The sequence below is a fragment of the Agromyces sp. S2-1-8 genome, from assembly GCF_021129215.1.
Taxonomy (GTDB): Bacteria; Actinomycetota; Actinomycetes; order Actinomycetales; family Microbacteriaceae; genus Agromyces; species Agromyces chromiiresistens.
This window is the reverse complement of record NZ_JAJOLP010000001.1, coordinates 2,077,603-2,103,351: the sequence shown is the minus strand read 5'-3', so window position 1 is coordinate 2,103,351 and position 25,749 is coordinate 2,077,603. Positions and strand designations below refer to the sequence as shown.

The 25,749-nt window shown below is 72.7% G+C and carries 17 protein-coding genes; 8 read left to right on the top strand and 9 right to left on the bottom strand.

The window, feature by feature from the left end:
• Position 1: 1 nt before the first annotated feature.
• On the bottom strand, positions 2-2,968 hold the full coding sequence (locus LR269_RS09590; protein ID WP_374201107.1) for a UPF0182 family protein: 2,967 nt from the start codon (positions 2,966-2,968) through the stop codon (positions 2-4).
• A gap of 59 nt (positions 2,969-3,027) precedes the next feature.
• Positions 3,028-4,140 (bottom strand): PDZ domain-containing protein, encoded by a 1,113-nt coding sequence (locus LR269_RS09585; RefSeq protein WP_231430549.1) that lies wholly within the window; start codon positions 4,138-4,140, stop codon positions 3,028-3,030.
• Between the two features lie 168 nt (positions 4,141-4,308).
• On the opposite strand from LR269_RS09585, the gene LR269_RS09580 reads away from it, so the two are divergent.
• Positions 4,309-5,685: a zinc-dependent metalloprotease gene (locus LR269_RS09580; protein ID WP_374201106.1), complete on the top strand. Its 1,377-nt coding sequence runs from the start codon at positions 4,309-4,311 to the stop codon at positions 5,683-5,685.
• 828 nt (positions 5,686-6,513) lie between these two features.
• On the opposite strand, the gene LR269_RS09575 is transcribed toward LR269_RS09580, so the two are convergent.
• Positions 6,514-8,268, bottom strand: a complete 1,755-nt coding sequence (locus LR269_RS09575; RefSeq protein WP_231430548.1) for an ATP-dependent helicase — start codon at positions 8,266-8,268, stop codon at positions 6,514-6,516.
• The gene (gene nudC / locus LR269_RS09570) at positions 8,265-9,239 is read right to left on the bottom strand and encodes an NAD(+) diphosphatase (protein WP_231430547.1); all 975 of its coding nucleotides are present in this window, start codon (positions 9,237-9,239) and stop codon (positions 8,265-8,267) included. The genes LR269_RS09575 and nudC overlap by 4 nt, the downstream gene beginning before the upstream one ends.
• Positions 9,240-9,347: 108 nt before the next feature.
• Here nudC and LR269_RS09565 point away from each other — a divergent pair, with 108 nt between their 5' ends.
• A complete protein-coding gene (locus LR269_RS09565; RefSeq protein WP_231430546.1) occupies positions 9,348-10,598 on the top strand; it encodes a phosphotransferase in 1,251 nt (416 codons plus the stop codon).
• Here LR269_RS09565 and LR269_RS09560 read toward each other — a convergent pair.
• The gene (locus tag LR269_RS09560) at positions 10,532-13,813 is read right to left on the bottom strand and encodes an ATP-dependent DNA helicase (protein WP_231430545.1); all 3,282 of its coding nucleotides are present in this window, start codon (positions 13,811-13,813) and stop codon (positions 10,532-10,534) included. The two genes, LR269_RS09565 and LR269_RS09560, sit on opposite strands and share 67 nt — an antisense overlap.
• Complete coding sequence (locus LR269_RS09555; RefSeq protein WP_231430544.1) at positions 13,810-16,995, bottom strand: UrvD/REP family ATP-dependent DNA helicase; 3,186 nt, start codon at positions 16,993-16,995, stop codon at positions 13,810-13,812. Before LR269_RS09555 ends, LR269_RS09560 begins: the two co-directional genes overlap by 4 nt.
• 93 nt (positions 16,996-17,088) lie before the next feature.
• Between LR269_RS09555 and LR269_RS09550 the strand changes: the two genes are divergently transcribed.
• Entirely contained in the window at positions 17,089-17,313 is a 225-nt protein-coding gene (locus tag LR269_RS09550; protein WP_231430543.1) for a DUF3107 domain-containing protein, read from the top strand.
• 2 nt (positions 17,314-17,315) lie between these two features.
• Complete coding sequence (locus tag LR269_RS09545; protein ID WP_231430541.1) at positions 17,316-17,621, top strand: hypothetical protein; 306 nt, start codon at positions 17,316-17,318, stop codon at positions 17,619-17,621.
• A 54-nt stretch (positions 17,622-17,675) separates the two neighbouring features.
• Here the strand turns inward: LR269_RS09545 and LR269_RS09540 are convergent, their stop codons facing one another.
• On the bottom strand, positions 17,676-18,392 hold the full coding sequence (locus LR269_RS09540; protein WP_231430539.1) for a ferritin-like fold-containing protein: 717 nt from the start codon (positions 18,390-18,392) through the stop codon (positions 17,676-17,678).
• Between the two features lie 144 nt (positions 18,393-18,536).
• Between LR269_RS09540 and LR269_RS09535 the strand changes: the two genes are divergently transcribed.
• On the top strand, positions 18,537-20,030 hold the full coding sequence (locus LR269_RS09535; protein WP_231430538.1) for a DEAD/DEAH box helicase: 1,494 nt from the start codon (positions 18,537-18,539) through the stop codon (positions 20,028-20,030).
• Positions 20,031-20,138: 108 nt separating this feature from the next.
• Here the strand turns inward: LR269_RS09535 and LR269_RS09530 are convergent, their stop codons facing one another.
• On the bottom strand, positions 20,139-21,014 hold the full coding sequence (locus LR269_RS09530) for a PHP domain-containing protein (protein WP_231430537.1): 876 nt from the start codon (positions 21,012-21,014) through the stop codon (positions 20,139-20,141).
• Between the two features lie 67 nt (positions 21,015-21,081).
• Here LR269_RS09530 and LR269_RS09525 point away from each other — a divergent pair, with 67 nt between their 5' ends.
• Positions 21,082-22,131 carry an endonuclease/exonuclease/phosphatase family protein gene (locus LR269_RS09525; RefSeq protein WP_231430536.1) on the top strand — a complete coding sequence of 350 codons (1,050 nt, stop codon included), beginning with the start codon at positions 21,082-21,084 and terminating at the stop codon, positions 22,129-22,131.
• A gap of 50 nt (positions 22,132-22,181) precedes the next feature.
• Positions 22,182-23,756 (top strand): aminopeptidase P family protein, encoded by a 1,575-nt coding sequence (locus tag LR269_RS09520; RefSeq protein WP_231430534.1) that lies wholly within the window; start codon positions 22,182-22,184, stop codon positions 23,754-23,756.
• Between the two features lie 79 nt (positions 23,757-23,835).
• Here LR269_RS09520 and LR269_RS09515 read toward each other — a convergent pair whose 3' ends face one another.
• The gene (locus LR269_RS09515; protein WP_231430532.1) at positions 23,836-24,204 is read right to left on the bottom strand and encodes a TIGR02611 family protein; all 369 of its coding nucleotides are present in this window, start codon (positions 24,202-24,204) and stop codon (positions 23,836-23,838) included.
• 110 nt (positions 24,205-24,314) lie between these two features.
• On the opposite strand from LR269_RS09515, the gene LR269_RS09510 reads away from it, so the two are divergent.
• Complete coding sequence (locus tag LR269_RS09510; protein ID WP_231430530.1) at positions 24,315-25,748, top strand: M1 family metallopeptidase; 1,434 nt, start codon at positions 24,315-24,317, stop codon at positions 25,746-25,748.
• Position 25,749 lies beyond the last annotated feature (1 nt).

Sequence of the window (25,749 nt, the reverse complement as noted above, 5' to 3'; positions counted from 1 at the left end):
GTCAGTCGCCTGAACCGCCGTCGGTCGTGCCGCCGTCGGTCGTGCCGCCGTCGGTCGTGCCGCCGCCCGACTCGTCGGTCAGGGCGATCATCTTCGAGATGATGTCGGCCAGCTGCGCGTCGGCCTGGCCGTATGCGGTCCAGTCGCCCTCCGCGAGTGCGGTCTTCTTGTTCTTCAGCGCCTGCTTGGCCTGGTTCAGCAGCGCCTGCATCTCGTCGCTCGGCGTCTCGGGCGTCGTCGGCGTCGAACCGCCGTTCTCGCCCTCGCCGCCCGGCTCGGGCTCGACGTTCTCGTCGCCCGTGGTCGCGCCCGAGTCACCGCCGAACAGCACGTTCAGCGCCTGGTCGAGCGTGTCCTGGAAGGCGATCTGGTCGCCGAACGCGACGAGCACCTTCTGCAGCAGCGGGTAGCTCGTGTTGCCCGTCGACTTCACGTAGACCGGCTGCACGTAGAGCAGTCCCCCGCCGACGGGCACCGTGAGCAGGTTGCCGTTGATGACGTCGGACTGGCCCTGCTTCAGCAGGTTGAGCGACTGCGACACGCTCGGATCGGAGTTGAACTTCGCCTGGACCTGGCCGGGGCCGGGCACGTTGTCGTCCTCGGGGAGCGTGAGCAGCCTGAGCTTGCCGTAGCCGTCCGACCGCTTGCCGTCTTCTGCACCTGCATCGGAGTCGACCGCGAGATACCCGCGCAGCACGTTGCGGCTCTGGTCGCCCCGCGCCTCGGGGATGAACGTCGAGTAGAGCGAGTAGGCCGGTGCGTCCTGGCCCGGCATCTGCATCGTCAGGTAGTACGGCGGCTGCAGCAAGGCGGTGTTCGCGCCCGCGGTCGGCTCCTTCGGCGTCGTCCACGCGTCTTCGCGCGAGTAGAACGGACTCGCCTCGGTGACGTGGTAGCGGCCGAGCACGGCGCGCTGCACCTTGAACAGGTCGGACGGGTAGCGCACGTGGCTCATGAGCTCGCCCGACATCTTGCTCATCGGCTCGATCGTCGTCGGGAAGACCTTCTGCCACGTCTGCAGCATGGGGTCCTCTTCGTCCCACGCGTAGAGCGTGACCGTGCCGTCGTAGGCGTCGACCGTGGCCTTCACCGAGTTGCGGATGTAGTTGACCTCGTCGAACGCGAGCGACGGGGTGAGGCCTTCGCTGTCGGCGATCGCCTCCGACATGCTCACCTTGTTCGAGTACGGGTACTGGTCGCTCAGCGTGTACCCGTCGACGACCCACACGATGCGCCCGTCGACGACGGTCGGGTAGGTGTCGGAGTCGAGCGTGAGGTACGGCGCGACCTTCTGCACGCGCTGGATCGGGTCGCGATCGTAGAGGATCTGCGAGTCGGTCGTGACCTCGTCGGAGAGGAAGATCTGCTCCGACTGGAACTTGAGCGCGTAGACGAGCTTCGTGAACACGTTGTCGAGCTTCGGCCCGCCGTCGCCCGCGAAGGTCGTCTGCGTCTGCTGCTCGTTGTCGCCGCCCGCCGGGTAGTCGAGCTCGATCGGATCGCTGCCCTTCGGGCCGCCCACGATCGAGTACTGCGGCGATCCCTCGCCGAAGTACACGCGAGGCTCGAAGTCGCCGAGCGTGCCCGACTGCGGGATGCCGGACTGGATGAAGACGGGCTGGCCGTCGACCGAGCGCTGGTTGCCGGCCGCGGCGACGAGGCCGTAGCCGTGCGTGTACACGAGGTGCGAGTTGAACCAGGTCTCGGCGTCGCCGAGGCCCGAGAGCTTGACGTCGCGGACGGCGACCACGGTGTCCTGGGTCTCACCGTCGATGTCGTAGCGGTCGACGTCGAGCTGCTTCGGGAACTGGTAGTACTGGCGGAACTGCTCGAGCTGTTCGAAGGCGGGCGAGATCACGAGCGGGTCCATCAGGCGGATGTTCGCGGTCGTCTCGGCGTCGGAGCGGAGCGCGCCCGGCTCGGCGTCGGTCTTCGCCTCGAACGGGATCTCCTCGACCTCCGCGACGCCGTACGCGTCGCGGGTGAGGTCGATGTTGCGCTGGATGTACGGCGCCTCGAGCGACTTCGCGCTCGGGTCGACCTGGAAGCGCTGCACGACCCACGGGTAGAGGGTGCCGATGAGCAGGCTCGTGACGATGAGCAGCGCCGTGCCGATGAGGGGCAGCCGCCACCTTCCGATGATCGCGGTCACGAAGAAGAGCACGGCGACGACGACCGCGACACCGGCGAGGATGCCTCGGCCCGGGATCACCGCGTTGACGTCGGTGTACGCGGCGCCCGTGATGAGCGAGCCCGATTCGGTGACGGTGGCGTACTGGTCGAGCCAGATGCTGATGCCCTGCAGCAGCAGGTAGATGCCCGCCGTGACCGCGATCTGGATGCGCGCCGACTTCGAGATGACGACCTCGCGGCCCGAGACGCGGATGGCTCCGTAGAGGTAGTTCGTCGCGATGACGAGCAGCACCGAGAGCAGGACGACCGCCGACGCGAAGCCGACGACCCCGCGATAGAAGGGGAGCTCGAAGATGTAGAACCCGATGTCGAGGCCGAACTGCGGGTCGGTCTGCCCGAACGGGGTGCGGTTCAGCCACGCGAGGGTGACCTCCCAGCGGCTCGAGGCGGAGACACCGGCGAAGACGCCGAGGACCACCGGGATGCCGTACATGGCGAGCCGGCGGAGCGGCTCGAACACCTCCTGGTAGCGGTCGAGCTGCGAGTTGAGCTTCGCGTACACCGGGCGCGTGCGGTACGCGATCTGGATCGAGCCCCACACCGGCAGGGCCATCGCGAGGAAGCCGATCACGAACAGCGAGGCACGGGCGATCCACTCGGTGGTGAGCACCGAGAGGAATCCGAGCTGCTGGTACCAGAGCACGTCGGCGTAGAGGCCGGTGAACACGAAGAACGCGATGACGAGCACCACCACGATGCCGATCGTGATGGCGATCGGCGCGCGACGGCGCGGAATCCTCGGTTCTTGCGGCTGTGCTGACACTCTCGGCCTCATGTTCGGTCGGGATGGGATCGGGACTCCATCCTAGAGTCGCGATGCTTGGAATCTGCTGGTCAGGAGGCGTCGCACGACGGGTAGGAACCCGTCACCTCGCCGTCGGCGAGGTCCTCGACGATCGTGCGCGCCTGGTCGAGCGTCGACACCGCGAAGACGTTCATGCCGTCGGGGACATGCCCGACCACCTCGTCGCAGTTCGACTCGGGCGCGAGGAACCAGTCGGCGCCCGCGCCCTCGGCACCCCACAGCTTCTGGCGGATGCCGCCGATCGGGCCCACCCGGCCCGCCGAGTCGATCGTGCCGGTGCCCGCGACGACCTCGCCGCCGGTCATGGCGCCCGGCGTCAGCTCGTCGACGATGCCGAGCGCGAACATCATGCCGGCGCTCGGGCCGCCCACGTTGTCGAGCTGCAGTTCGACGTCGACCGGGAACTCGTAGTGCATGCGAACGCCGACCCCGAGCACGGGCGTGCCCCCGTTGTCGACCGGTGTCACCTCGACGGTCTGCTGCTCGCCGTCGCGCTCGATCACGATCTCCGCCGGGTCGTCCGTGCCGTGCTCGCCGACCGCCTGCTGCAGTTCGCCGATCGAGTGCACCTGGGTGCCGTCGAGCGAGACGATGACGTCGTCGGGCTCGATGACCCCGGCCGCGGGCGAGTCGTCGAGCAGCGACACGACGGTCACCTCGCGGGGGAAGTCGTAGCCCAGCTCCACGAGCGCCGCCGCGATCGCGTCCTGCTGGGAGTCGACCATCGCGGCCTGGTTCTGCGCATCGCGGTCGGAGTTCGACACCCCGGGTGGGAAGACTGCCTCGATCGGCATGACCGAGCGCGTGCGGTCGAACCATGCCGTCATCACCTCGATCCAGCTGGGGGTGTTGCCGGGCTTGCCGAACACGGAGACCGTGAGCAGGTTGAGCTCGCCGTCGGTCGGGTAGGTCGTCTCGCCGGGGATGTGGATCAGCGGCACCTCATCGCCGTCGGCGTTCTCGGCCGAGCCGAGGGTGTCGTAGACGGGACCGGGCGCCTCGATCACGTAGGGCGACGGCATCACGGCGAAGACGAGCCCGATCACGACCGCGACCGTGACGGAGCCCCAGCCGATGCGCTCGCGGAGCGACCACTCGTGCCGGTGATGCGCCGACGAGGAGTCGTCGGAGAAGAGGGCCATCGGGCATCCTTTCGCGCCGATCGCAGCGGGTGCGGGGGTTGCGGGGGCGGCCAGGCCGGCGCTGTTCGCGAAGGGCGGACACCCGAAGAGCCAGCCTAGGCCATTTCCCGGTCGCCACCCGGGATCGTCGCGTTACGGTTGAAGCGACGAGACGTGGAGGTGGCGCACGTGGCCGATCAGCAGGGTGAACCCGGCGACCGGAGCCCGGAGGACGAGTTCCGCGAGATGCTGCGGGAGCTGCTCTCGGGTGCCGGCGGCATCGACCCGTCGAAGCTCGCCGGCGCGGCCGGCCTGCCCGACGACCCGGCGAGCGTCGCGGCGCTGTTCGGGCAGTTGCAGCAGGCGATGAACCACAGCGGCGACGGCATCGACTGGAGCATCGCCACCCGACAGGGCGAGGAGCGCGCCGCGGCGGGCCAGCAGCAGATCTCCGACGCCGAGCGGGCCCGGTTCGACCAGGCGTTCCAGGTCGCCTCGCTGTGGCTCGACGAGGCGGTCGACTTCTCGTCGCTGCCGCAGACGCCCGAACTCCTCACCCGCAGGGCGTGGGTCGCCGCGACGATGCCGATCTGGACGCAGCTGGCCGAACCGGTCGCCCTCTCGATCTCCGACGCGCTCACGCGCGTGATGCTCGAGCAGGCGCCCGAAGAGATGCGCGGCATGATCGAGAATGCGAGCCGCATGCTGCGCGGCATCGGCGGCACGCTGTTCGCCATGCAGCTCGGCCAGGTCGTCGGCCAGCTCTCGACCGAGGTCGTCTCCGGCGGCGACGTCGGGCTGCCCCTGCTCGACGACTCGCGGGCGGCCATCCTGCCGCAGAACGCCGCCGAGTTCGGCCAGGGCCTCGACATCCCCACCGACCAGGTCGAGTTGTACCTCGCCGTGCGCGAGCTCGCGCACGCTCGGCTCTTCCGCCACGCGCGGTGGCTGCGGCTGCACTTCATCACGGCGATCACCGCGTTCGCGAAGGGCATCGACATCGACACCGACCGGCTCGAGCAGCTGGCCGAGGGCTTCGACCCGTCGAACACCGAAGAGCTGCGGCAGGCGGTCGTGTCGGGTGCGCTGATCCGCCCGAAGAGCGAGGCGCAGCAGGGCGCCCTCGCCCGCCTCGAGACGATGCTCGCGCTCGTGGAGGGCTGGGTCGACGCCGCCACCGCCGACGCGACCGGCCGACTCCCCCGTACCGACGCGATCGCCGAGACGATCCGACGGCGACGTGCGTCGGGCGGCCCCGCCGAGTCGGCGTTCGCGACGCTCGTCGGCCTCGAGCTGCGTCCGCGCCGCCTCCGCGAGGCGACCGCGATGTGGCGGGCCGTCACCGACGCGGTCGGCGTCGAGGCGCGCGACGCGCTGTGGGCGCATCCCGACCTCCTGCCGACGGCCGACGACCTCGACGACCCGAGCGGGCTCATCGCACGGCTCACCGGTGCCGACAGCGCCGAGAACGAGGCCGACGACGAGTTCGACCAGGCCCTCGAGCAGCTCCTCCGCGGCGAGACGCCGGCCGGCCCCGGAGAAGACGGCGAGTCGCCCGAGGCCTGAGCGCTCGTCGCACGAGGGCACCCTGTGGAAGGATTCCGCGGCGGTGTCGGGTCCTGGTGCATGCTCTCGGCATGGCTCCGCGAATCGATCCGGCCCTCCCGCTCGTCTGGCGCTCGCCCGTCGAGCTGCAGCTCGGCGCCGAGACCCCGCGCGTGATCATCGACGACCCCGGCCCGCTCGAGACCGGGCTCATCGGCCTGCTGCGCCACGGCGCGAGCCTCGCGACGGTGCGCACGATCGGCGCCGGCCTCGACGGGTCTCCCGGCGACATCGATCGCGTGCTCGCGCTGCTCGCGCCGGCGTTCGTCGCGGACTCCGACGAGGCCGACGACGCCTCCGACCGTGCACCCGCAGAGACGGGGGCGCGGGCACTCGTCGTCGTCGACGGGCCGGCACCCTTCGCCGCGCGCCTGTCGGCCATGCTCGCCCATCTCGGCCACGCCACGACCACCCCCGCCGAATTCGACGGCGCCACGGCCGCCGCGGTGCCTGCGCTGGCGGTCCTCGCCGCGCACTGGGTCGTGCCGCCCTCGCAGCACCTGCGCTGGCTCCGGGCGGACGTGCCGCACCTCGTCGTCGTCGATGACGACCGGGGCTGGCGCGTCGGGCCGCTCGTCGAGCCCGGCCGCGGGCCGTGCGTGCGCTGCCTCGAGCTCGAGCGACGCGATCGCGACCCGGCATGGCCGGTGATCGCCGCGCAGCTCGCCGGTTCCCCGGCACCGTCCCTGCCCCGAGGCATCCGCGCGCTCTTCGACGCCGCCGTCGCGGCGGCCGGTGCCGTCGACGATCGACTCCGGCGCGGCGACGAATCGCTCATCGCGGCGAGCCTCACACCGGGCGAGACGTCGCCGTCGACCTCCTATCGGCCGCATCCGGAGTGCGGGTGCCGAGCTCCTGCAGGAATCGCGACGGCTCCCGCTCCCCTCGCTGGCCGTCGCCCTGCCGGGCCCAGCTCAATCGCAGGCGTCGCCGTGCCCGCGTGAGGCCGACGTAGAGCAGTCGCCGCTCCTCGTCGATGGCGTCGAAGCCCTTGGCGTACGCGATCGGCAGCATGCCCTCGTTGAGGCCGACGAGGAACACCTCGTCCCATTCGAGGCCCTTCGCCGAGTGCAGCGTCGCGAGCGTCACCACCGCGAGCGCGGGCTCGTGCTGGGCCTCGGCGCGCGCGCGGAGGTCGTCGGCGAACTGACGGAAGGTCGTCCCGGCGGGGGCGTCGTCGACGAGTCGGGCGATCGCGTTGAGCGACTCCCACCGTGCGCGCACCGCGCCCGGCCCGTCCGGCGCCTGCACGCTCCAGCCGAGCGAACGCAGCACGTCGCTCACCGACTTGAACAGCGGTTCGCCCGTGATCGTGAGCGCGGCGGCCCGGAGCGCGTGCACCGCCTGGCGCACCTCGGGCTGGTCGAAGAACCGCGCCGCGCCGCGAACCCGCGACCCGACGCCGACCTCGTCGAGCGCGTGCTCGAGGATCGCCGACTGGGAGTTGACGCGCATGAGCACCGCGATGCGATCGGGCGTCACGCCCGCATCGACGCGATCGCGGATGAGCGTCGCGACGCCCCTCGCCTCGGCGAGGTCGTTCGCGTACTCGGTGACCTCGGGTTCAGGGGCATCCGCCCGCCCGTCGGTGACCGCCTCGAGGCGCAGGGCGCCCTCGCGGCCCCGCATCAAGCGGTTCGCCGTGTCGACGATCGGCCCGGTCGACCGGTAGTTGCGCTCGAGCCGCACGATCGTCGCATCGTCGTAGCGGCGCTCGAAGCCGAGCAGGTAGTCGCTCGTCGCGCCGGCGAACGAGTAGATGGTCTGGCTCGCGTCGCCGACGACGCACAGCTCGGTGCGATCGCCGAGCCAGAGTTCCAGCAGGTGCTGCTGCGCCGGCGAGACGTCCTGGTACTCGTCGACGATGAAGTGCCGGTAGCTCTCGCGCACCTGCAGCGCGACGGATGCCTCGGTCTCGATCATCCCCGCGGTGGTGAGCAGCACGTCTTCGAAGTCGATCATGCGCCGCTCGTCCTTGACCTGCTCGTACGCCTCGACGAGCTCGACGAACTGCTCGATCGTGAGCCGCCCGGGGGCGCCGCGGCCTTCGAGCCGGGCGCGATACGCCTCGGGGCCGTGCAGGCCGACCTTGCGCCACTCGATCTCCGCGGCGACGTCGCGCAGGGTCGGCGTGTCGACCTTGAGGTTCACCCGCTCGGCCGCCTGCCCGAGCGCACGCCCCTTGTAGTCGAGCACGCGCGGCGCCGGTCCGCCGACGACGATCGGCCAGAAGTGGTTGAGCTGCGCCAGCGCGGCGGCGTGGAACGTGCGTGCGCGCACGGCACCGGCGCCGAGCGCCGCGAGTCGCCCCCGGAGCTCGGCCGCTGCACGGGCGGTGAAGGTGAGGGCCATCACCCGCGCGGGATCGTACGAGCCCGAGGCGACGCCGTAGGCGATCCGGTGCGTGATGGCCCGGGTCTTGCCGGTACCGGCGCCGGCGAGCACGCAGACCGGTCCGTGCAGCGCCTCCGCCACGATGCGCTGCTCGTCGTCGAGCCCGTCGAGCAGCGGGTCGCCGGTGGTGCGGGCGTCGACGTCGGTCACGTGCCCGACCGCTCGGCGACCGCGGGTGCGCGGTCGGGTTCCTGCGGGGCGGTCTCGACCGGGCCGCCGTACCACTGTTCGATGAGCCACCGGGCGATCGAGGTCGCCCCGGGCAGGAGCACCCCGCCCCACGCGTCGGCCAACTCGTCGCGCGTGAACCACCTGAGCTCGAGGATCTCCTCGCCGTCGGGGGTCGCGGTCGCCGGGTCCGCGCCGGGGGCGACTCGCGCGGCGAAGCCGAGCATGAGGCTCGCAGGGAACGGCCACGGCTGCGAGGCGCGGTACTCGACCCGGTCGACGGCGATGCCGGCCTCCTCGGCGATCTCGCGCACGACCGCCTCCTCGAGCGACTCGCCCGGCTCCACGAAGCCGGCGAGCAGCGAGAACCGGCGCTGCTCCCACAGTGCGTTGGAGCCGAGCAGCAGGCGGTCGTGGTCGTCGGTGACGAGCATGATCACCGCGGGGTCGGTGCGCGGGAACAGCAGTGCGTCGTCGCGGTCGCAGCGCCGGACCCATCCGGCCTGGCCGGGTGTGGTGGTGGAGCCGCACCGAGGGCAGAATCCGTGCGCTGCATGCCAGTTCGCGAGGGCGAGCGCCTCGACGAAGAGACCGGCGTCGAGCGCGTCGACGGCCGTGGCCACGGCTCGGAGGCCCTGCCAGCGCGCAGCCTCGGGCTCGAGCGCGGCGGCCGTGTCGTCGTCGACGACGCGCGCCTCGTACGCGAAACGCGGATCGCGACCGAGGTAGATGCGCAGGTCGCCCGCCGGGGCCGCCGACGGCCGACGCAGCTCGAGCGCCGGCGCCGACCCGTCGACCTGCTCGGCCAGCAGCACGCGGTCGCCGTGCACGAAGAGCACCCGCGAGGCCGGGTCGGCGTCGAACGAGGACTCGAATCCGGGAGCGGTGCGGCGCCCGGCGTCGCGATCGATCACGGCCCGCGCGAACGGCGGCAGCGGGTCGTGCTCGGTCACTGGGCCCCTCTCACTGCGGTCTGCGGGAGTCGTCACCGCGGCTGCGGAGTCAGCGGGAAGGTGTGGCGGTCGCCCCTCGCCCGAAGATGCCTGCTTAAGCTGAATGCCATGGCCAGACCCCCTCTCACTCTAGCCGCGTTGGCCACGGCGGCGGTGCCCGGACTCGAGGTCAACGCGGCACGCGCGCACACGCGCCGCAGCCACGGGGCGTACGACGCCGTCGAGTTCCGCACCACCGACGGGCGCCACCTGATCATCCGCGTCCCGCGCACGCAGGCCGCCGAGTCCGAGCAGTCGGCCGACCTCGTCGCGCTCCGCGCGCTCACCCCCGGCATCCGCAGCAGGCTGCCGTTCGCCGTTCCGACGTTCGTCGGCCAGGCGCCCGTCGACGGCACGCGCGCCGTCGTCACCGACTTCCTCGAGGGCGGGATCTCGACCCCCGATGAGCTCACCTCGCACGACCGCCTCGCCGAATCGGTCGGCCTCGCGATCGCCGCGATCCACTCGCTGCCCGCCGGGTTCGTCGGCGACGCCGGCCTCACCCGCCAGTCCGCCGACGGCGCGCGGGAGTCGGTCGTCGCGCTCGTCGGCCGCGCCGCCGACACCGGGCACCTCCCCGCGGCGCTGCTGCGCCGGTGGGAGGAGGCGACCGACGACGACACGCTGTGGCGGTTCCGCCCCACGGTCGTGCACGGCGGGCTCACCGCCGACGTCATCCTCAACGACGGCGAGACCGTGACCGGTGTGCTCGGCTGGTCGGGCCTCGCCGAGGGCGACCCCGCCCGAGACCTGCACTGGCTGCTCACCTCGCGCGGGGCGGCGGCCGAGCGGGCGCTCGGCGCGTACGTCGCGGCTCGCGAGGGCGGCGCCGACGCGCACCTGCCCCAGCGCGCCCTGCTCTACGGCGAGCTCGAGCTGGCGCGTTGGCTGCTGCACGGCGTCGACGAGCACGACCAGGCCGTCGTCGACGATGCGATCGGCCTGCTCGACGGGCTCGTCGAGAGCGTGCACGACCGCTCGAGCGAGCCGCTCTCGCCCGAGACGGGGCCCATCCTCGCCGTCGGCGATGTCGAGCGGATGCTCGACGAGACCCCTCACGACCGGCTTCCCTCCGACCGTGGCGGCGCCATGCTCACCGACAGCTACGACTTCTCGGCCCTGCAGTCGGGCGAGACGCCGATGGATGCCACGGCCCCGATCCCGCTCGACCTCAGCGACTGGGGCGATGCCGCCCCGCCGCGTTCGCCGGGGACCGCGGACAGCTCGAGCGAGGGGACGGACGGCGCCGGCGCTCAGGCAGGTGACGACTCGCGTGACGACGCCGACGACCAGGCCCGGCGCAACTCCGCCTCGTCGTAGAGGGCGTCGGGGCGGATGACCCGATCGTCTTCGACGAAGTAGAACACCGCGTCGACGGTCGACGGATCGACTCCGGCCCAGTGGGCGTACGCCAGTCGGTACAGCGCGAGCTGGGTCTGCTTGAGCTCGAGGTCGCGAGCATCGCGCGGCGCCTTGCCCGTCTTCCAGTCGACGACCTGCACGGCGATGCCCCGCGCGCCCAGCTCCGACGACGGGTCGACGTCGTAGACGGCGTCGAGCTTGCACACGAAGACGTTCTCGCCGAGCGGAAGGTGGAGTTCGAGCTCGACGGCGGCCGGTCGGCGGTCGCCCCACTCCGATGCCGCGAACCGCTCCTGCAGCGCACGGAGCCGATCGGGCGAGTCGTCGACGAGTGCGCCGCCGGCCGGGTCGTCGTCGAGTTCGACGAGCAGCGCATCGAGCTCGTCGAGCCCGGCCGGGGCGCTGCCCTCGATCGCGCCGATCGAGCGCTGCTCGACCCATTCGTGGAACAGCGTGCCGATGCGGGTCGCCCGGAACGGGCGCTGCGGCATCGGCCGGCGCAGCGCCGCCGCGACCTGGAGCGGGTCGTCGACGTAGTCCTTGAAGCGCGAGGCGGGGACGCGGACGGGGATCTCGGGCGCCGCGTCGGGTTCGTGCCTGCGCCGGCGCTCTTCGAGGAGCAGCCGGAGCTCGTCGGCCAGCCGCGGTCCGATGCCCTGGCCGGTGGGTCGGGTCGCCGCGAGCCGCACCGCCTCGGCCGCCGCCTCGACGGCATCGCGACGCCGGCCGAGCGGATCGAGCGGCCAGCGAACCCGCTCGGTCGAGCCGGTTCGCGGGTTCTCGGCTTCGGCGGGGGTGCTCGGCAGCGCATCGGCCGCGATCACGCCCGCCACCGCGAGTTCGCGCAGGAACTGGCTCGGCTCGCGGGCCGTCTTCTGGGTCGACCACCACGAGCCGGTGAGCAGCAGCTCGGACTTCGCCCTCGTGACCGCCACGTAGGCGAGTCGGCGCTCTTCCTCGGCGTGGCGCTCACGGTTCTCGTCGGCGAAGGCGGTGACGGCCTCGTCGAACTCGGCCTGGCTCTGGACACCTCGCCACTGCAACTCGGGCAGCTCGTCGTGGTCGCCCTTGAACTCGTTCGGCAGCTCGCCGAACGACAGCCAGCCCTTGGTCGAGCGCGGCTTCGACGGCACCTCGGCGTCGACCATGCGGGGAATCGCGACGAGGTCCCACTCGAGCCCCTTCGACCCGTGGATGGAGAGCAGCTGCACCGCCCCCGGCTCGGGTTCGTCGTGACGGGGCGAGAGCCGATCGCGCTGCTCGGCCTCGGTGAGCCACGCGAGGAACGCCCCGAGCGTCGGCTGCTCGGCCATCTCGACGAAACCGACGAGCAGTTCGTCGAACGCCTCGAGGCTCGGCGCTCCGAGCGGCTGCGCCGCGTTCGCGGCGACCTCGACGTCGAGCAGGAGCTCTTGTTGCACGAGGTTCACGAAGTCGACGAGCCCGAGTCCCGCGCGGCGGCGCAGCGACTGCAGCTGCGCTCCGGCGCGGCGCATGCGCGCGAGGCCGACCGGGCTGAACGCGCGGAGCGCCGAGTGCTGGTCGGGCGCCGTGAGCACGAAGTCGAGGGCGTCGACGATCGAGGGCGACTCGTCGATGGCGATCGACGAGCGCAGCCCCCTGCGCACGTCGTCGTCGAGGCGTCGCATCGCGAGGTCGCGGTCGGCGAGCCACTTGGCGAGGCCGCGGAGTGCATCGAGGTCGGCGGCCCCGATGCTCCACCTCGCGCCGCCGAGCACGCGGACGAGCTCGGAGCCCGCCGAGGGATCGTGGAGCACCCGCAGCACGCACACGAGGTCGGCGATCACCGGCTGGTCGAGGAGACCGGCCATGCCGAGCACGTGCACGGGCACGCCCCGGGCCCGGAGCGCCTCGGTGAAGACCTCGGCGTTCGCGAAGGTGCGGCAGAGCAGCGCGCCGCTCGGGCGATCGCCCGTTCGGCCGAGGCGCGTCGCGAACCACTCGGCGACACGGGCGGCCTCGGCCTCGATCGTCTCGGCCCAGGCGACCTCGAGCCGGCCGGGCCCCGCGAACGGCGAGGCCGTGAGCGGTGCCTTCGGAATGCCGGCGTCGAGCGGGGCGATGAGCACGTTGGCGGCGTCGAGCACGATGCGGGGATTGCGCCAGCTCGTGGAGAGGTCGTAGACGGCCGCAGCGCCGGTCGTGGCGAAGTCGCGCCCGAACCGGGCGAGGTTCGCCGCGCTCGCGCCGCGCCATCCGTAGATCGACTGGTCGGGGTCGCCGACGGCCATGACCGGATGGTCGGCGAAGAGCGCCGACAGCAGGCGGGTCTGCACGACGCTCGTGTCCTGGTACTCGTCGAGCAGCACCGTGCGGTAGCGCTCGCGGTGCGCCGTCGCGACCTCGGGGTGCTGCTCGCAGATCGCGAGCGCGAGCGACACCTGGTCGGAGAACTCGACGAACCCGCGCTGCTGCTTCGCCGCAGCATAGGCGTCGGCGAGCTCGAGCAGCGGCGGAAGCGCCCCGACCACTCCGAGGGCGTCGACGAACGACGCGAAGTCGGTGCGCTTGCGCGGCGCCTCGATCGGCAGTCCCTCCATCTGCAGGAAGTCGCGCACCATGACGCGCACGTCGCGACTGTCGGCGACGTTCTCGGCGAGCGCCCGGCTGAGGCCCAGCACGGCGCCCGTGACGCGGTCGAGCGAGGCGTCGAGCTCGACGAGGCGGGGATCGGCCGATGCCTGCGCGACCGACCGCGCCAACTGCCAGGCCGATGCCTCGCCGAGCACCGAGGCGTCGGGCTCGCGACCGATCAGCATGGCGTGCTCGCGGTAGATCGCGCTCGCGAACGCGTTGTACGTGCCGACGGCGGCGGACTCGAGCGGGTCGAGCACGACCTCGGCGATGCCCTCGTCGACGAGTTGCCCGACTCGCTCGCGCACCCGCTCGGCGAGCTCGCCGGCCGCCTTGCGGGTGAACGTGAGCCCGAGCACCTCCGGCACTCCGACATGGCCGTTGGCGAGCAGCCACACGACGCGGTTCGCCATCGTCTCGGTCTTGCCGCTGCCGGCGCCCGCGACGACGATGCTCTGGCCGAACGGGTCGGCCTCGATGACGGCCCGCTGCTCGGGCGTCGGCGCGTGCAGGCCGAGTCGCGATGCGATGTCGAGCGCGCTGAGCCCCGCGCCCGTCGACGCCGATGACGCGCTCACGCGGACACCGCCGGGATCAGGTGCACCCGGTACTGCCAGGCGCCGAACCTCGAGCCGAAGCCGAGCTCGGCGGGCCCGTCGAAGCCCGACGCGGCCATCGTGCGCGCGACGTCGGCGAGCCGCTCGCGGAACTCGCCCTCTGCCTCGTCGTCGAACGGCTGCTGCGCCCGCTCGGTGTAGCCACGGCCGTGCGCCGGTCGTGCGACGTAGACGAGCTTCGCGCCGCCGAGCGATCCACCGCCGGGCACCGCCCCTGACCTGGCGGCCAGCTGGTACGCGGCGAGCTGCGGATGCGCCGCCGTCTGGGCCGCCGTCGGCGGGGTCCGGCCGGTCTTCAAGTCGACGATCACGGTCGTGCCGTCGGGCGAGACCTCGACCCGATCGATCGTGCCCGTGACGCGCACCCGATCGATCTCGAGCGTGAACCGCCCCTCGGCCTCGAGCAGCACCTTCTCGTCGTCGGCGAAGTTCGCGAGGTAATCGGCGGCGCCCTCGGTCATCTTGCGCGCGCCCCGGCGCTCGCGCTCGGCGACCCAGCCCGCCTCGAAGCGGAGTTCGTCGAGTCGGGCCGACACGCCCGCCCAGAGCGTCTCGACGCTCGTGTCGCCGTCGGCCCGGGCGCCGGCCTCTTCGACGACGGCGTGCACGATCGTGCCGATCGAGGCGGCGATGCCCGACGGGGGCGACGCGACGTGATCGATGAACCAGCCGAGCGGGGACTCCTCGACGCGGTCGATCTGCGACGGCGAGACCGCGACGACCGCCTCGGGGTCGCCGTCGAGGTCGACGAGCGGCGCCGAGGTCGAAGGCTCGGCCAGCCCGTACCAGTCGTCGGGATGGGCCCCGGCGACGCCGGCCTCGGCGAGCAGCGCGAGCGCCGCCGGCGCCTCGCCCGACGGAGACGCGACCGACTCGCGACGGAGCGCACCGACGAGGCCGCGCAGGTGCAGCGGGCGCGAGCGCGGCGTGCGCAGGCGGTCGGGCGCGTAGCCCATCAGCATCGAGGGCTGCTCGTCGTCGTTCGCGGTGCAGCTCAGCACCAGTTGCCGCTCGGCGCGCGACGCCGCGAGTGCGAAGAGCCGCAACTCGTCGCCCCGCACCGCGGCACGGGCCTCGGCGACCGTCTCGACCGACGGCACGGGCGCCCCGGACCGGAGGGCGCTCGCGGTGCGGGCGAGCAACCCGGCGTGCAGGAGCGTGCCGCGCGGGCGCAGGTTCGGCCATACTCCGTCTTGGAGGCCGGCGACGACCACGACGTCGAAGGCACGGCCGATGAGCGCCGGCGGCGTCGTGACGACCACCGACTCGGCCGCGCGCTGCGGCGCGAGCGAGTCCTCGGGCAGCTCGCTCGCGAGCACCTCGTCGATGAACCGGACGGCCGGCGCGTCGGGCTCTCGCTCGACGAACCGCTGCGCCGCGGCGAACAGGGCGACGGCGGCGTCGAGCGACCGGTTCGCCTCGTCGGCGAGCACGCCGGTGCCCGCCGCCTGCGGACCCCATTCGGCCGCGAGGGCGCTCGCGTTCCACACCGACCAGAGCAGCTCCTCGACCGTCCGGCCGCGCGCGGCCTCGGCTCGGGCGGCGGCCAGGAGCTTCGCGAGCCGTGCGGCCCGGCGCGCCGGTGCGGCGTCGATGGTGTCGAACCCGCCGGGTGCGGCGAGCGCCTCGACGAGCAGCTCGTCACCGGTGCGATCGCCGCCGCCCGCGAGTTCTTCGTGGCGGAGGGCGAGGCGGAGCCGCCTGAGCCCCACTGCGTCGAGCCGCCCGATCGGGCCCGTGAGCAGGCTCACCGCGAGCTCGGGGGTGAGGGGTTCGCGGTCGAGCACGAGCGAAACGGCCGAGAGGAGCGCGGCTGCCGCCGGCGCATCGCGCAGCGCCGTGCGCCCGGCGCCGCCGGCGGTCGGCACGTCGGCGAGCGCCAGCCCGCGCTCGAACGCGGGCACGTCGCCGCCGGAGCGGAGGACGACGGCCATCTTCGACCACGGCACGCCGTCGAGCAGGTGCCGTTCGCGGAGGAGCGCGGAGACCGCGCGGCACTCGGCCGCATGCGACGGCGCTTCGAGGCCGACGACGGACTCCAACGCGGGGCGGCCCTCGGCCGCGTCCTGGGTGCGGTCGTACCGGTCGCCGCCGCGCACCGGCCGCGCCCCGCGACCTTCGTCGCCCGCACCGGCCCGGTCGCCCCGCTCGACGCCGGCGGCCCGGTGCGCCCCGCCGAGCGCGGCGCCGATGTGACCGGTGGCCGACTGCACGACGGCGCGCAGGGCGGCGTCGCCTCGATGCACCGTCGGCAGCACATGGCGTTCGACCGGCGCCCCGTCGAGCACGCCGGAGAGCGCACCGAGCAGTTCGGGCCGGCCACCGCGGAATCCGTTGCTCGCGACGTCGGGATCGCCGATCGCGATCACCTGCACGCCGCGCGCGGCGAACGCGGCGAGCAGCGCCGCAGTCGCCTCTGTCGCCTCCTGCGCATCGTCGACCACGATGAGACGCAGCGCGGCCAGGCGCCCGAGGGCCTCGGCGGATTCGGCGTCGACCGTGCTGCGCCGCACGATCGCCGCGGCGAAGGCGGCGAGCTCGGCCGAGTCGTACTGGGTCGGGCGCACCTGCGCCTTGACCTCGTCGTACTCGGCGAGGAAGTCGGCGGCGGCCACCCATTCGGGCCGCCCGCACCGCTCGCCGAGCCGGGCGAGGGCCTCGGCGTCGACGCCGTGCTCGACCGCGCGCATCATGAGGTCGCGCAACTCGGTGCGGAAGCCCCGCAGCGCCCGCACCTCGGGCGAGAGCGGCTCGGGCCAGTCGGGCCCGAAGCCGTCGCGCACGCCGCCCTCGAGCAGTTCGCCGATGATGTGGTCGTGCTCGGCTCCGGTGAGCAGCGTGACGGGTCGGCCGGTGTAGGCACGCACGAGCTCGAAGGCGATCGAGTTCGCCGTCCTCGCGAGCGGCCCGCGCGTCGTGAGGCCGAGCCGCACCGCGAGCGCATCGCGCAGCGAGGTCGCAGCGGTGCGCGTCGCGGACACCACGAGCACCTCGTCGGCCGTGCCGCCCTCGCGCTCGATGCGGTCGGCGACGACCTCGATCGCGAGCGTCGTCTTGCCGCTGCCGGGCGCCCCGAAGACCGCCGCGTGCCCGCCGGAGACCAGACGGCGGACGAGCTCTGGAGCGGTTCGGGTGCCCTGCATGCCGGCAACGTTAACGGGTTCCGCCGACAGTGAACGCGAACGGCTCGCGCCTCGGCGATGTGTAGGGTTTCAGCAAGAGCAGAAAGGCGTACCGTGGACGTTCGCATCGGCATCCAGAACTCCCCCCGTGAACTCGGGTTCGAGACCTCCCAGTCGGCCGCCGAGGTCGAGCAGGCGGTCGCCGCGGCGCTCGCCGGGCAGGCCCCCCTGCTGAAGCTCGCCGATGACAAGGGCACCGTGTACGTCGTGCCCGCTGCTGCGCTCGCGTACGTCGAGATCGGCTCGGAGGAGTCGCGTCGCGTCGGATTCGTCGCCTGACGATGGAACTCCTCTTCGTCACGCTCGGCGGCGCCATCATCGGCATCGCCGCGCACTTCCTCTTCCCGCTCCGCAAGCTGCGGGGCGTCGCACTCGTGCCGGCGATCGGCGCGGGCGTCGCCGCCGTGGTCTGGGTGGCGCTCACCTGGCTCGGCTGGCCGTGGGACGGCGGATGGATCTGGGTCGTGTCGCTCGCCGCATCGGCGATCGCGTCCGCGGCCTCGGCCTGGCTCATCGGGCCTGGTCGCCAGAAGGCCGACGACGCCCGCTTCGAGCACCTCTCCCGGCACGGGCTCGGCAAGGCCTGACGGGCGTACCTGCCCGATCCGAACTCGTCCGTGCCCTCTGGCACGGGGGCGGTGTCAGGCCGTGAGCCCGAGCGCGTCCATGCGGCGGGTGTGCTCCGCGATGAGCTCGGTGAACACCGGCTCGACGCGATCGCCCGTGCGGTCCGCCGGCTCCGAGCCCCGCAGCGCCGAGCGCGCGATGAGCAGCGTGTCGCCGACGATGCTGCGTCCCCAGAGCGCGAGCCGGTCGGCGAGACCCGGTTCTGCCTCGATCGCGGCACGCAGTTCGGCGTCGAGCACCTCGCCGATCCCGCCGACGGCGAGGATCGACCGCACCCGCGCACGCAGTTCGACCGGCAGTCCCTCGGCCAGGCGGGTGAAGTAGTCGTCGAGCATGCCCGACGTCACGTGGATGCCGAGCATGAGCTCGTACTGGTCGGCGCCCGCGGTCGACTGCCCGAGCCGATCCGTCGCGGGCGCGAACGGCGCCATCACCGCGTCGGGTTCGACGTCCAGCCTGCGCAGCTCGGCGATGAGGTCGTGGTGCTTGCGCAGCGCGACGCCGGCTGCCGAGCTCAGCCGCTCCTTCGAGTGCATGGCCGCTGCGCCGATCACCGCCTGCGACAGGCTCTCGAAGAACTCGAGCTGGATGTACGCGGCCTGGCCGAGGAACGGCACCGGGTCGGGGACGAGCTCGGTGAAGTCGACCTTGGTGACCTCCGTCGGCGCGACCCGCGGACGCAGCCGCGGCAGCTCTTGACGCACGCCGCGCCGCTTGGACCAGAACACCACGCGAACAGCCTATCCGAGGCTCACAGGGAGTCTCCGATAGGGTGGTGGGGCATGCGGACGCTGGATCCGCGGCCGTGCGCCCGGGGATGAGTCGAGGCGCACCTTCCGACCTTCACTCTCGAAGCACGACCGACAGGCAGATCTTTGACCACTTTCACCGACCTCGGCATCGCGTCCGACATCGTCGACGCGCTCGCGGGCAAGGGCATCATCGATGCCTTCCCCATTCAGGAGCAGACCATCCCCCTCGCCCTCACCGGGCAGGACATCATCGGCCAGGCCAAGACCGGCACGGGCAAGACCTTCGGGTTCGGCCTGCCGCTCATCCAGCGCCTCGGCGACGACCCCGAGCACGGCGTCAAGGCGCTCGTCGTGGTGCCGACGCGCGAGCTCTGCGTGCAGGTGACCGAGGACCTCGAGCTCGCCACCTCGAACCGGCCCACGAAGATCGTGTCGATCTACGGCGGCAAGGCCTACGAAGGGCAGATCGAGCAGCTCAAGGCCGGCGCGCAGATCGTCGTCGGCACGCCGGGCCGCCTCATCGACCTCGCGAACCAGCGCCTCCTCTCGCTCGCCGACGTGCGCGAGGTCGTGCTCGACGAGGCCGACAAGATGCTCGACCTCGGCTTCCTCGCCGACATCGAGAAGATCTTCTCGAAGGTGCCCGCCGTGCGGCACACCATGCTCTTCTCGGCCACGATGCCGGGGCCGATCGTCGCGCTCGCCCGCCGCTTCATGTCGAAGCCGATCCACATCCGGGCGACCGACCCCGACGAGGGCCTCACGCAGGCGAACATCAAGCACCTCGTCTACCGCGCGCACTCGCTCGACAAGGACGAGGTGATCTCGCGCATCCTCCAGGCCGACGGCCGCGGCAAGACCGTCATCTTCACGCGCACGAAGCGTGCCGCCGCGAAGCTCGTCGAAGAGCTCAACGACCGCGGCTTCAACGCGGCCGCCGTGCACGGCGACCTCAACCAGGACCAGCGCGAACGCGCGATGGCCGCGTTCAAGGCGGGCAAGAAGGACATCCTGATCGCCACGGATGTCGCGGCCCGCGGCATCGACGTCGACGACGTGACCCACGTCATCAACCACACCATCCCCGACGACGACAAGACCTACCTGCACCGCGCGGGCCGCACCGGCCGCGCCGGCAAGACCGGCATCGCCGTCACGTTCGTCGACTGGGACGACCTGCACAAGTGGGCGCTCATCAACCGCGCCCTCGAGTTCGGCCAGCCCGAACCGACCGAGACCTACTCGTCGAGCCCGCACCTCTACACCGACCTCGACATCCCCGCCGGGACGAAGGGCCGCCTGAAGCCCGCCGCCCCCGCGGCGAGCGCGACGCGCTCGAGCACGGCCGGCCGGACCGAGGGCGACGCCGAGCGTGCTCCGCGCAGCCGCAACCGCCGTCGCACCCGCAACGGCGTGCCCGCGGGTGACGGCCAGGCGGTCGAGACCTCGGGCCAGACCTCCAAGGATGCCTCGGAGAAGGCTGCCGGCACCGGCACGCACGATGGCAAGGGCAAGGAGCACCACGACGGCAACGCCGCGCCTCGCCGTCGCCGTCGGCGGCGCGGCGGCAGCTCGGGCGGCGGGCAGACCGCCGCACCGGCGGCGCCGCAGGGCTGACCCCGACACCTCCACCTCGCGAGCGCGCAGGCCCCGTCGATGACGGGCGCCCGCGCGCTCGCGGCGTCTCAGCGCCCCACGAGTCGACGCGCTTCCGACGCCGCGGGCCTATTCGGGCGGCAGCACCGGCGCGCTGCCGCGCGCCTCGGCGACGAGCCGAGCGACCACGTCGGCCGCCGTGCGGCACTCCCCCAGGCGGTTCGGCTTGCCCGCGCCGTGGTAGTCGCTCGACCCGGTGATCTCGAGCCCGAACCTCGCCGCCAGTTCGCGCAGCCGGGGCTTGGCGTCGGCGCGGTTCTCGGGGTGGTCGACCTCGAGGCCGAACAGTCCGGCGTCGACGAGCTTGGCGAGGCGAGCGGGCGGCACGACCTGTTCGGCGCCGCGTGTGCCGGGGTGCGCGAGCACGGGCACGCCCCCGGCGGCGCGGATGAGGCGCACGCCCGTGAGCGGGTCGGGCGCGTAGTGCGGCTGGGCGTACCCGGCCCGAGGGTGCAGGATGCCGGCGAAGGCCGCCGAACGGGTCGCCGCATGCCCTCGGGCGACGAGCGCGTCGGCGATGTGGGGCCGTCCGATCGTCGCCCCCTCGACGGTCTGGTCGAGCACGTCGCTCCAGCTGAGGTCGTAGTCGCGCGCGATGCGCCGCACGATCTCCTCGGCGCGGGTGAGACGCGACTCGCGGATGCGAGCGGTCTCGGCGAGCAACGGCTCGTCGAGCGGGTCGACGAGGTAACCGAGCAGGTGCACGCTCGTGAACCCCTCGCGGGTCGACAGCTCCATGCCGGGGATGAGCGCGACGCCCGTCCCGGGCACCGCGGCGGCCGCCTCGGCCCAGCCGCTCGTCGAATCGTGATCGGTGAGCGCGACGGCCCGGAGCCCGGCGGCCGCCGCCTGCCGCATCAGTTCCGCCGGCGACTCGGTGCCGTCGGACACCACCGAGTGGGTGTGCAGATCGGCCTCGCCGATCGCGGCAGGAGCTCGCGACATCCCCCTATCGTATCGAGGGCGCCGTTCTCGGGGCCCTCTCAGAACCCGGCCCCGTAGGGTGGGTGGAATGCTCCCCCGCATCCTCGGCTGGGTCGTGATCGTCGGCACGGCCGCCCTCGCCGCCGTGCTCCTCTGGCCTCAGGCGTTCGGCTTGCAGAACCAGTGGATCGCGGCGCACGTCGTGGCGCTGCGCGGGGTCGCCGCCGTCTGCGGGGCGATCGTCGCGGTGCTGTTCCTCCTCCTCGCGATCCCGCGCCGCGGTCGTCGCTTCGCGATCGCCATGGCGATCGTGTTCGCCGTGTTCACCGCGGGCCAGGTCGCGGTGCTCGCGGTGCGTGGCACGGGCGGCGCGGCCACCGCCGCTGCCGACGACCGCGCGGCGGATGCCTCGGGGCCCGAGGCGTCCGTCACGGTGCTGTCGTGGAACACCCTCGGCGAGGTGCCCGACGCGTCGACGATCGCGGAGCTCGCCCTCACGGAGGGCGCCGACGTCGTCGTGCTGCCCGAGACGACCGACTCGCTCGGTGAGGAGGTCGCGATCGCGATGCGCGAGGGCGGCTCGCCGATGTGGGTGCACACGCAGGCGTACGACGACATCGCGAAGGCCCGGTCGACGACCCTGCTCATCAGCCCGGAGCTCGGCGACTACGAGGTCGTCTCGGCCGACTACCCAGGCCCGCCGGGCAATACGAACACGCTGCCGAGCGTCGTGGCCGACCCGATCTCGGGCGACGGGCCGCGCATCGTGGCCGTGCACGCGGTCGCGCCGATCCGCTGGGAGCTGCGGAACTGGCGCAGCGACCTCGACTGGCTCGCCGAGCAGTGCACCGGCGAGAACGTGATCATGGCGGGCGACTTCAACGCGACGGTCGACCACTTCGCCGGGCGCGGCATCGACGGCGGCGACCTGGGGCGCTGCCGGGATGCCTCGGTGCAGGCGCGCGCCGCGGCGCTCGGCACCTGGCCCACCGACCTGCCGCCGCTGCTCGGCAGCCCGATCGACCATGTGCTCGCGACGCCCGGCTGGGCGGTCGAGGACTTCCGCGTGATCGAGTCGCTCGACGACGCCGGCAGCGACCACCGCCCGGTCGTGGCGACGCTGACCCGGGCGGGTTGACGAGCCCCGGACCATCCGCCAGCACTCGGGGCCGGTGCGAGAATGGGGGCATGGCGAACTCGAGCGACACCTCCACCACCGAGACCGCGGCAGCGGCGAACCCCTCCGGCGACGAGGCCGGACGCAACGCGAACCGGTCGACCACGCCGGGCTCCGAGGGCTTCAAGGCGTTCATCTCGAACGGTTGGGCCGAACGCGCCGAGACGCTGCCCGAGGCGCGCCCCCAGGCCGCGTACGCCGCCGCGCGCCGCGCGAAGGTCTCGGCCGAGTTCCCGGGCCGGCGGCTCGTCATCCCGGCCGGCGACATGAAGCAGCGGGCGAACGACACCGACTACCCCTACCGGGCGCACTCGGCGTTCGCGCACCTCACCGGCTGGGGGTCCGACTCCGAGCCCGGCGCGGTGCTCGTGCTCGAGCCCACCGGCGACGCCGGGCACGAGGCGACCGTCTACTTCCGCGAGCGCGCGGGTCGCGACTCCGAGGAGTTCTACGCGAACGCGGCGATCGGCGAGTTCTGGATCGGCCCGCGCCCGTCGCTCGCCCACGTCGCGGCCGACCTCGCGGTCGCGACCCGCGACATCAGCGCCTTCGACGCCGTGGTCGACCGGATCGACACCGCGACGCTCGTGGTGCGCGAGGCCGATGCCGCGCTCACCGAGCGCGTCGACCACGCCCGCATCCGATTCGCGGCCGAGCGCGTGCTCAGCGAGAACGCGCAGGACGCGGCGTTCTCGCTGGAGGTGGGCGACGAGCACGAGCCCGACGGCGAGCTCGCGCGCGTCGTGAGCGAACTGCGACTCGTGAAGGACGACTTCGAGGTCGCCGAGATGCGGGCGGCGATCGCAGCCACCGAGCGCGGCTTCGGCGAGGTGCTCGCCGAGCTCCCCCGCATCACCTCCGAGGTGCGCGGCGAGCGCGTCATCGAGGGCGTCTTCGCGACCCGGGCTCGGCTCGACGGCAACGACGTGGGCTACGGCTCGATCGCCGCGGCGGGCCCGCACGCGACGATCCTGCACTGGACCCGCAACGACGGGCCCGTCGTGCCGGGCGATCTCGTGCTGCTCGACGCCGGCGTCGAGATGGACACGTACTACACGGCCGACATCACCCGGACGTTCCCGGTCAACGGCACCTTCTCGCCCGTGCAGCGCCAGGTCTACGAGGCGGTGCTCGAGGCAGCCGACGCGGCGTTCGCGATCGTGAGGCCGGGCATCGTGTTCCGCGAGGTGCACGCCGCGGCGATGCAGGTGATCGCGCGCAAGACGGCCGAGTGGGGCTTCCTGCCCGTGTCGGCCGAGGAGTCCCTCGAACCCGAGAACCAGTTCCACCGCCGCTACATGGTGCACGGCACGAGCCACCACCTCGGGCTCGACGTGCACGACTGCGCGCAGGCCCGCCGCGAGCTCTACATGGACGGCGTGGTCGAAGCCGGCATGATCTTCACGATCGAGCCGGGCCTGTACTTCCAGCCCGACGACCTGACCGTGCCCGAGGAGTTCCGCGGCATCGGCGTGCGCATCGAGGACGACATCCTCGTCACGGCGGACGGCGCCGAGAACCTCTCGGTGCGCATTCCGCGCACCGCCGACGAGGTCGAGGCCTGGGTGCGCGGCGCGAGCCGCTGAACGATGCGTTCGCTCCCGCCGTCATCGGGCGTGCACTCGCCGTCGCACGGGCGGTGAGTGCACGCCCGACGCTCGCAGATCAGGTGCGCTCGACCGTCGCCCGCCTCGCCCGCCACCAGGCCCAGAACCGGGCGAGCTGACGCTTCGTGAACGCCGCGGCGCGCTTCGCCCAGGCGAACTCGGTGCCGAGGATCGCGAGACCGAGGAAGACGACGAGCCAGCCGGGGCCGGGGAGCGGTACGAGCAGGAGGCCGGCCACCGTCACGATGCCGCCGAGCACCCCGACGAGCACGCGGTAGGCGCGCTGCAGGCCCGGGCGGCGACCGATCGCCTGCCGCAGCCGCCGCAGCGCCCGACGGATGGGTCGGTCGGGCCGCTCGGCAGCGGCGATCTCATCCGCGATCTCGAGTTCGAGGGCGGGCCGCGAGGCGTCTCGTCCGGTGGTCATGCGCGTCACGATATATCGCGAGTCTGGGAGCTCCCCGGGTCTGGCGGGTCGCGCCGGGGCACGGCTAGGGTCGGGACGAACCCCGATCGCACCAACGTGCTGGAGGATCCATGTCGCACCGCCGCAGCACCCTCGCCGTTCTCGGCGCCGCGGGCCTCGCCCTCGCCGTCGCCACTGCCCCCGCCGTCGCCTCCGCCGCACCGGGCGAGCCCGGCGCACCCCGGTACAGCGCCGGCTCCGACGGTGCGGGCGACCCGTACTTCCCGCTCGCGGGCAACGGCGGCATCGACCTCGTGCACCTCGGACTCGACCTCGACTACACCCCGCCCGCACCCGAGCCGGCCCCGCTCGAAGGGCAGCTCGACGGCGTCGCGACGATCGACCTGCGCGCGACGCAGGACCTCGACCGGTTCGACCTCGACCTCCGTGGGCTCACGGCGACGACGGTCACGGTCGACGGTCACGCCGCGCGATTCGAACAGACCGACAACGAACTCGTGATCACCCCGCGGCCGAAGCTGAAGCGCGGGCACGACGCCCGCGTCGTCGTCGAGTACGGCGGCACGACGACGAGGCCCACCGACATCGAAGGCGCGCTCTACGGCTGGGTGACGACCCGCGACGGCGCCATGGTCGTGTCGGAGCCCGACGGCGCCGCGACCTGGTTCCCGGTCAGCGACCACCCGACCGACAAGGCCGCCTACGACTTCGAGATCACGGTCCCCGAGGGGCTCGTCGCCGTCGCGAACGGCAGCCTCACCGGGTCGGACACGGCCGACGGTCGCACCACCTGGACGTGGCACGCTCCCGACCCGATGGCGGCGTACCTGGCCACCGCGAGCGTCGGCGACTACGTGCTCGACGACTACACGACCGCCGACGGCCTCCGCATCATCGACGCCGTCGACCCGGCGCTCCCGGCGTCCGCATCGGCCGCGCTCGCGCTCACGCCGCAGATGATCGACTTCTTCGACGACCGCTTCGGGCCGTACCCGTTCGTCGCGTACGGCGCGATCGTCGACGACGACTCGGTCGGCTACGCGCTCGAGACCCAGACCCGCTCGTTCTTCTCGCGCCGCGCCGCCGAGGGCACCGTCGCGCACGAGCTCGCCCATCAGTGGATGGGCGACCACGTGAGCCCCGGCCGCTGGGCCGACATCTGGCTCAACGAGGGCTGGGCGACGTACGCGTCCTGGATGTGGGCCGAGCACCAGGGTCGCGCCACCGCCGACGAGAGCTTCGACGAGGTGATGTCGATTCCGGCCGACGACGAGTTCTGGAGCCTCGTCGTCGCCGATCCGCAGCCGCTCGGCCTGTTCGCCGACCCCGTCTACGACCGCGGCGCCGCGACGCTGCACGCCCTGCGCGTCGAGATCGGCGACGACGCCTTCTTCGAGCTCGCGAAGGAGTGGGTCGACCGCTACGGAGGAGGCAGCGCGACGACGGCCGACTTCACGGCGCTCGCCGAGGAGGTCTCGGGGGCCGACCTCGACACCCTCTTCGCAGCGTGGCTCTTCACACCCCAGAAGCCGACGACCTGGTAGG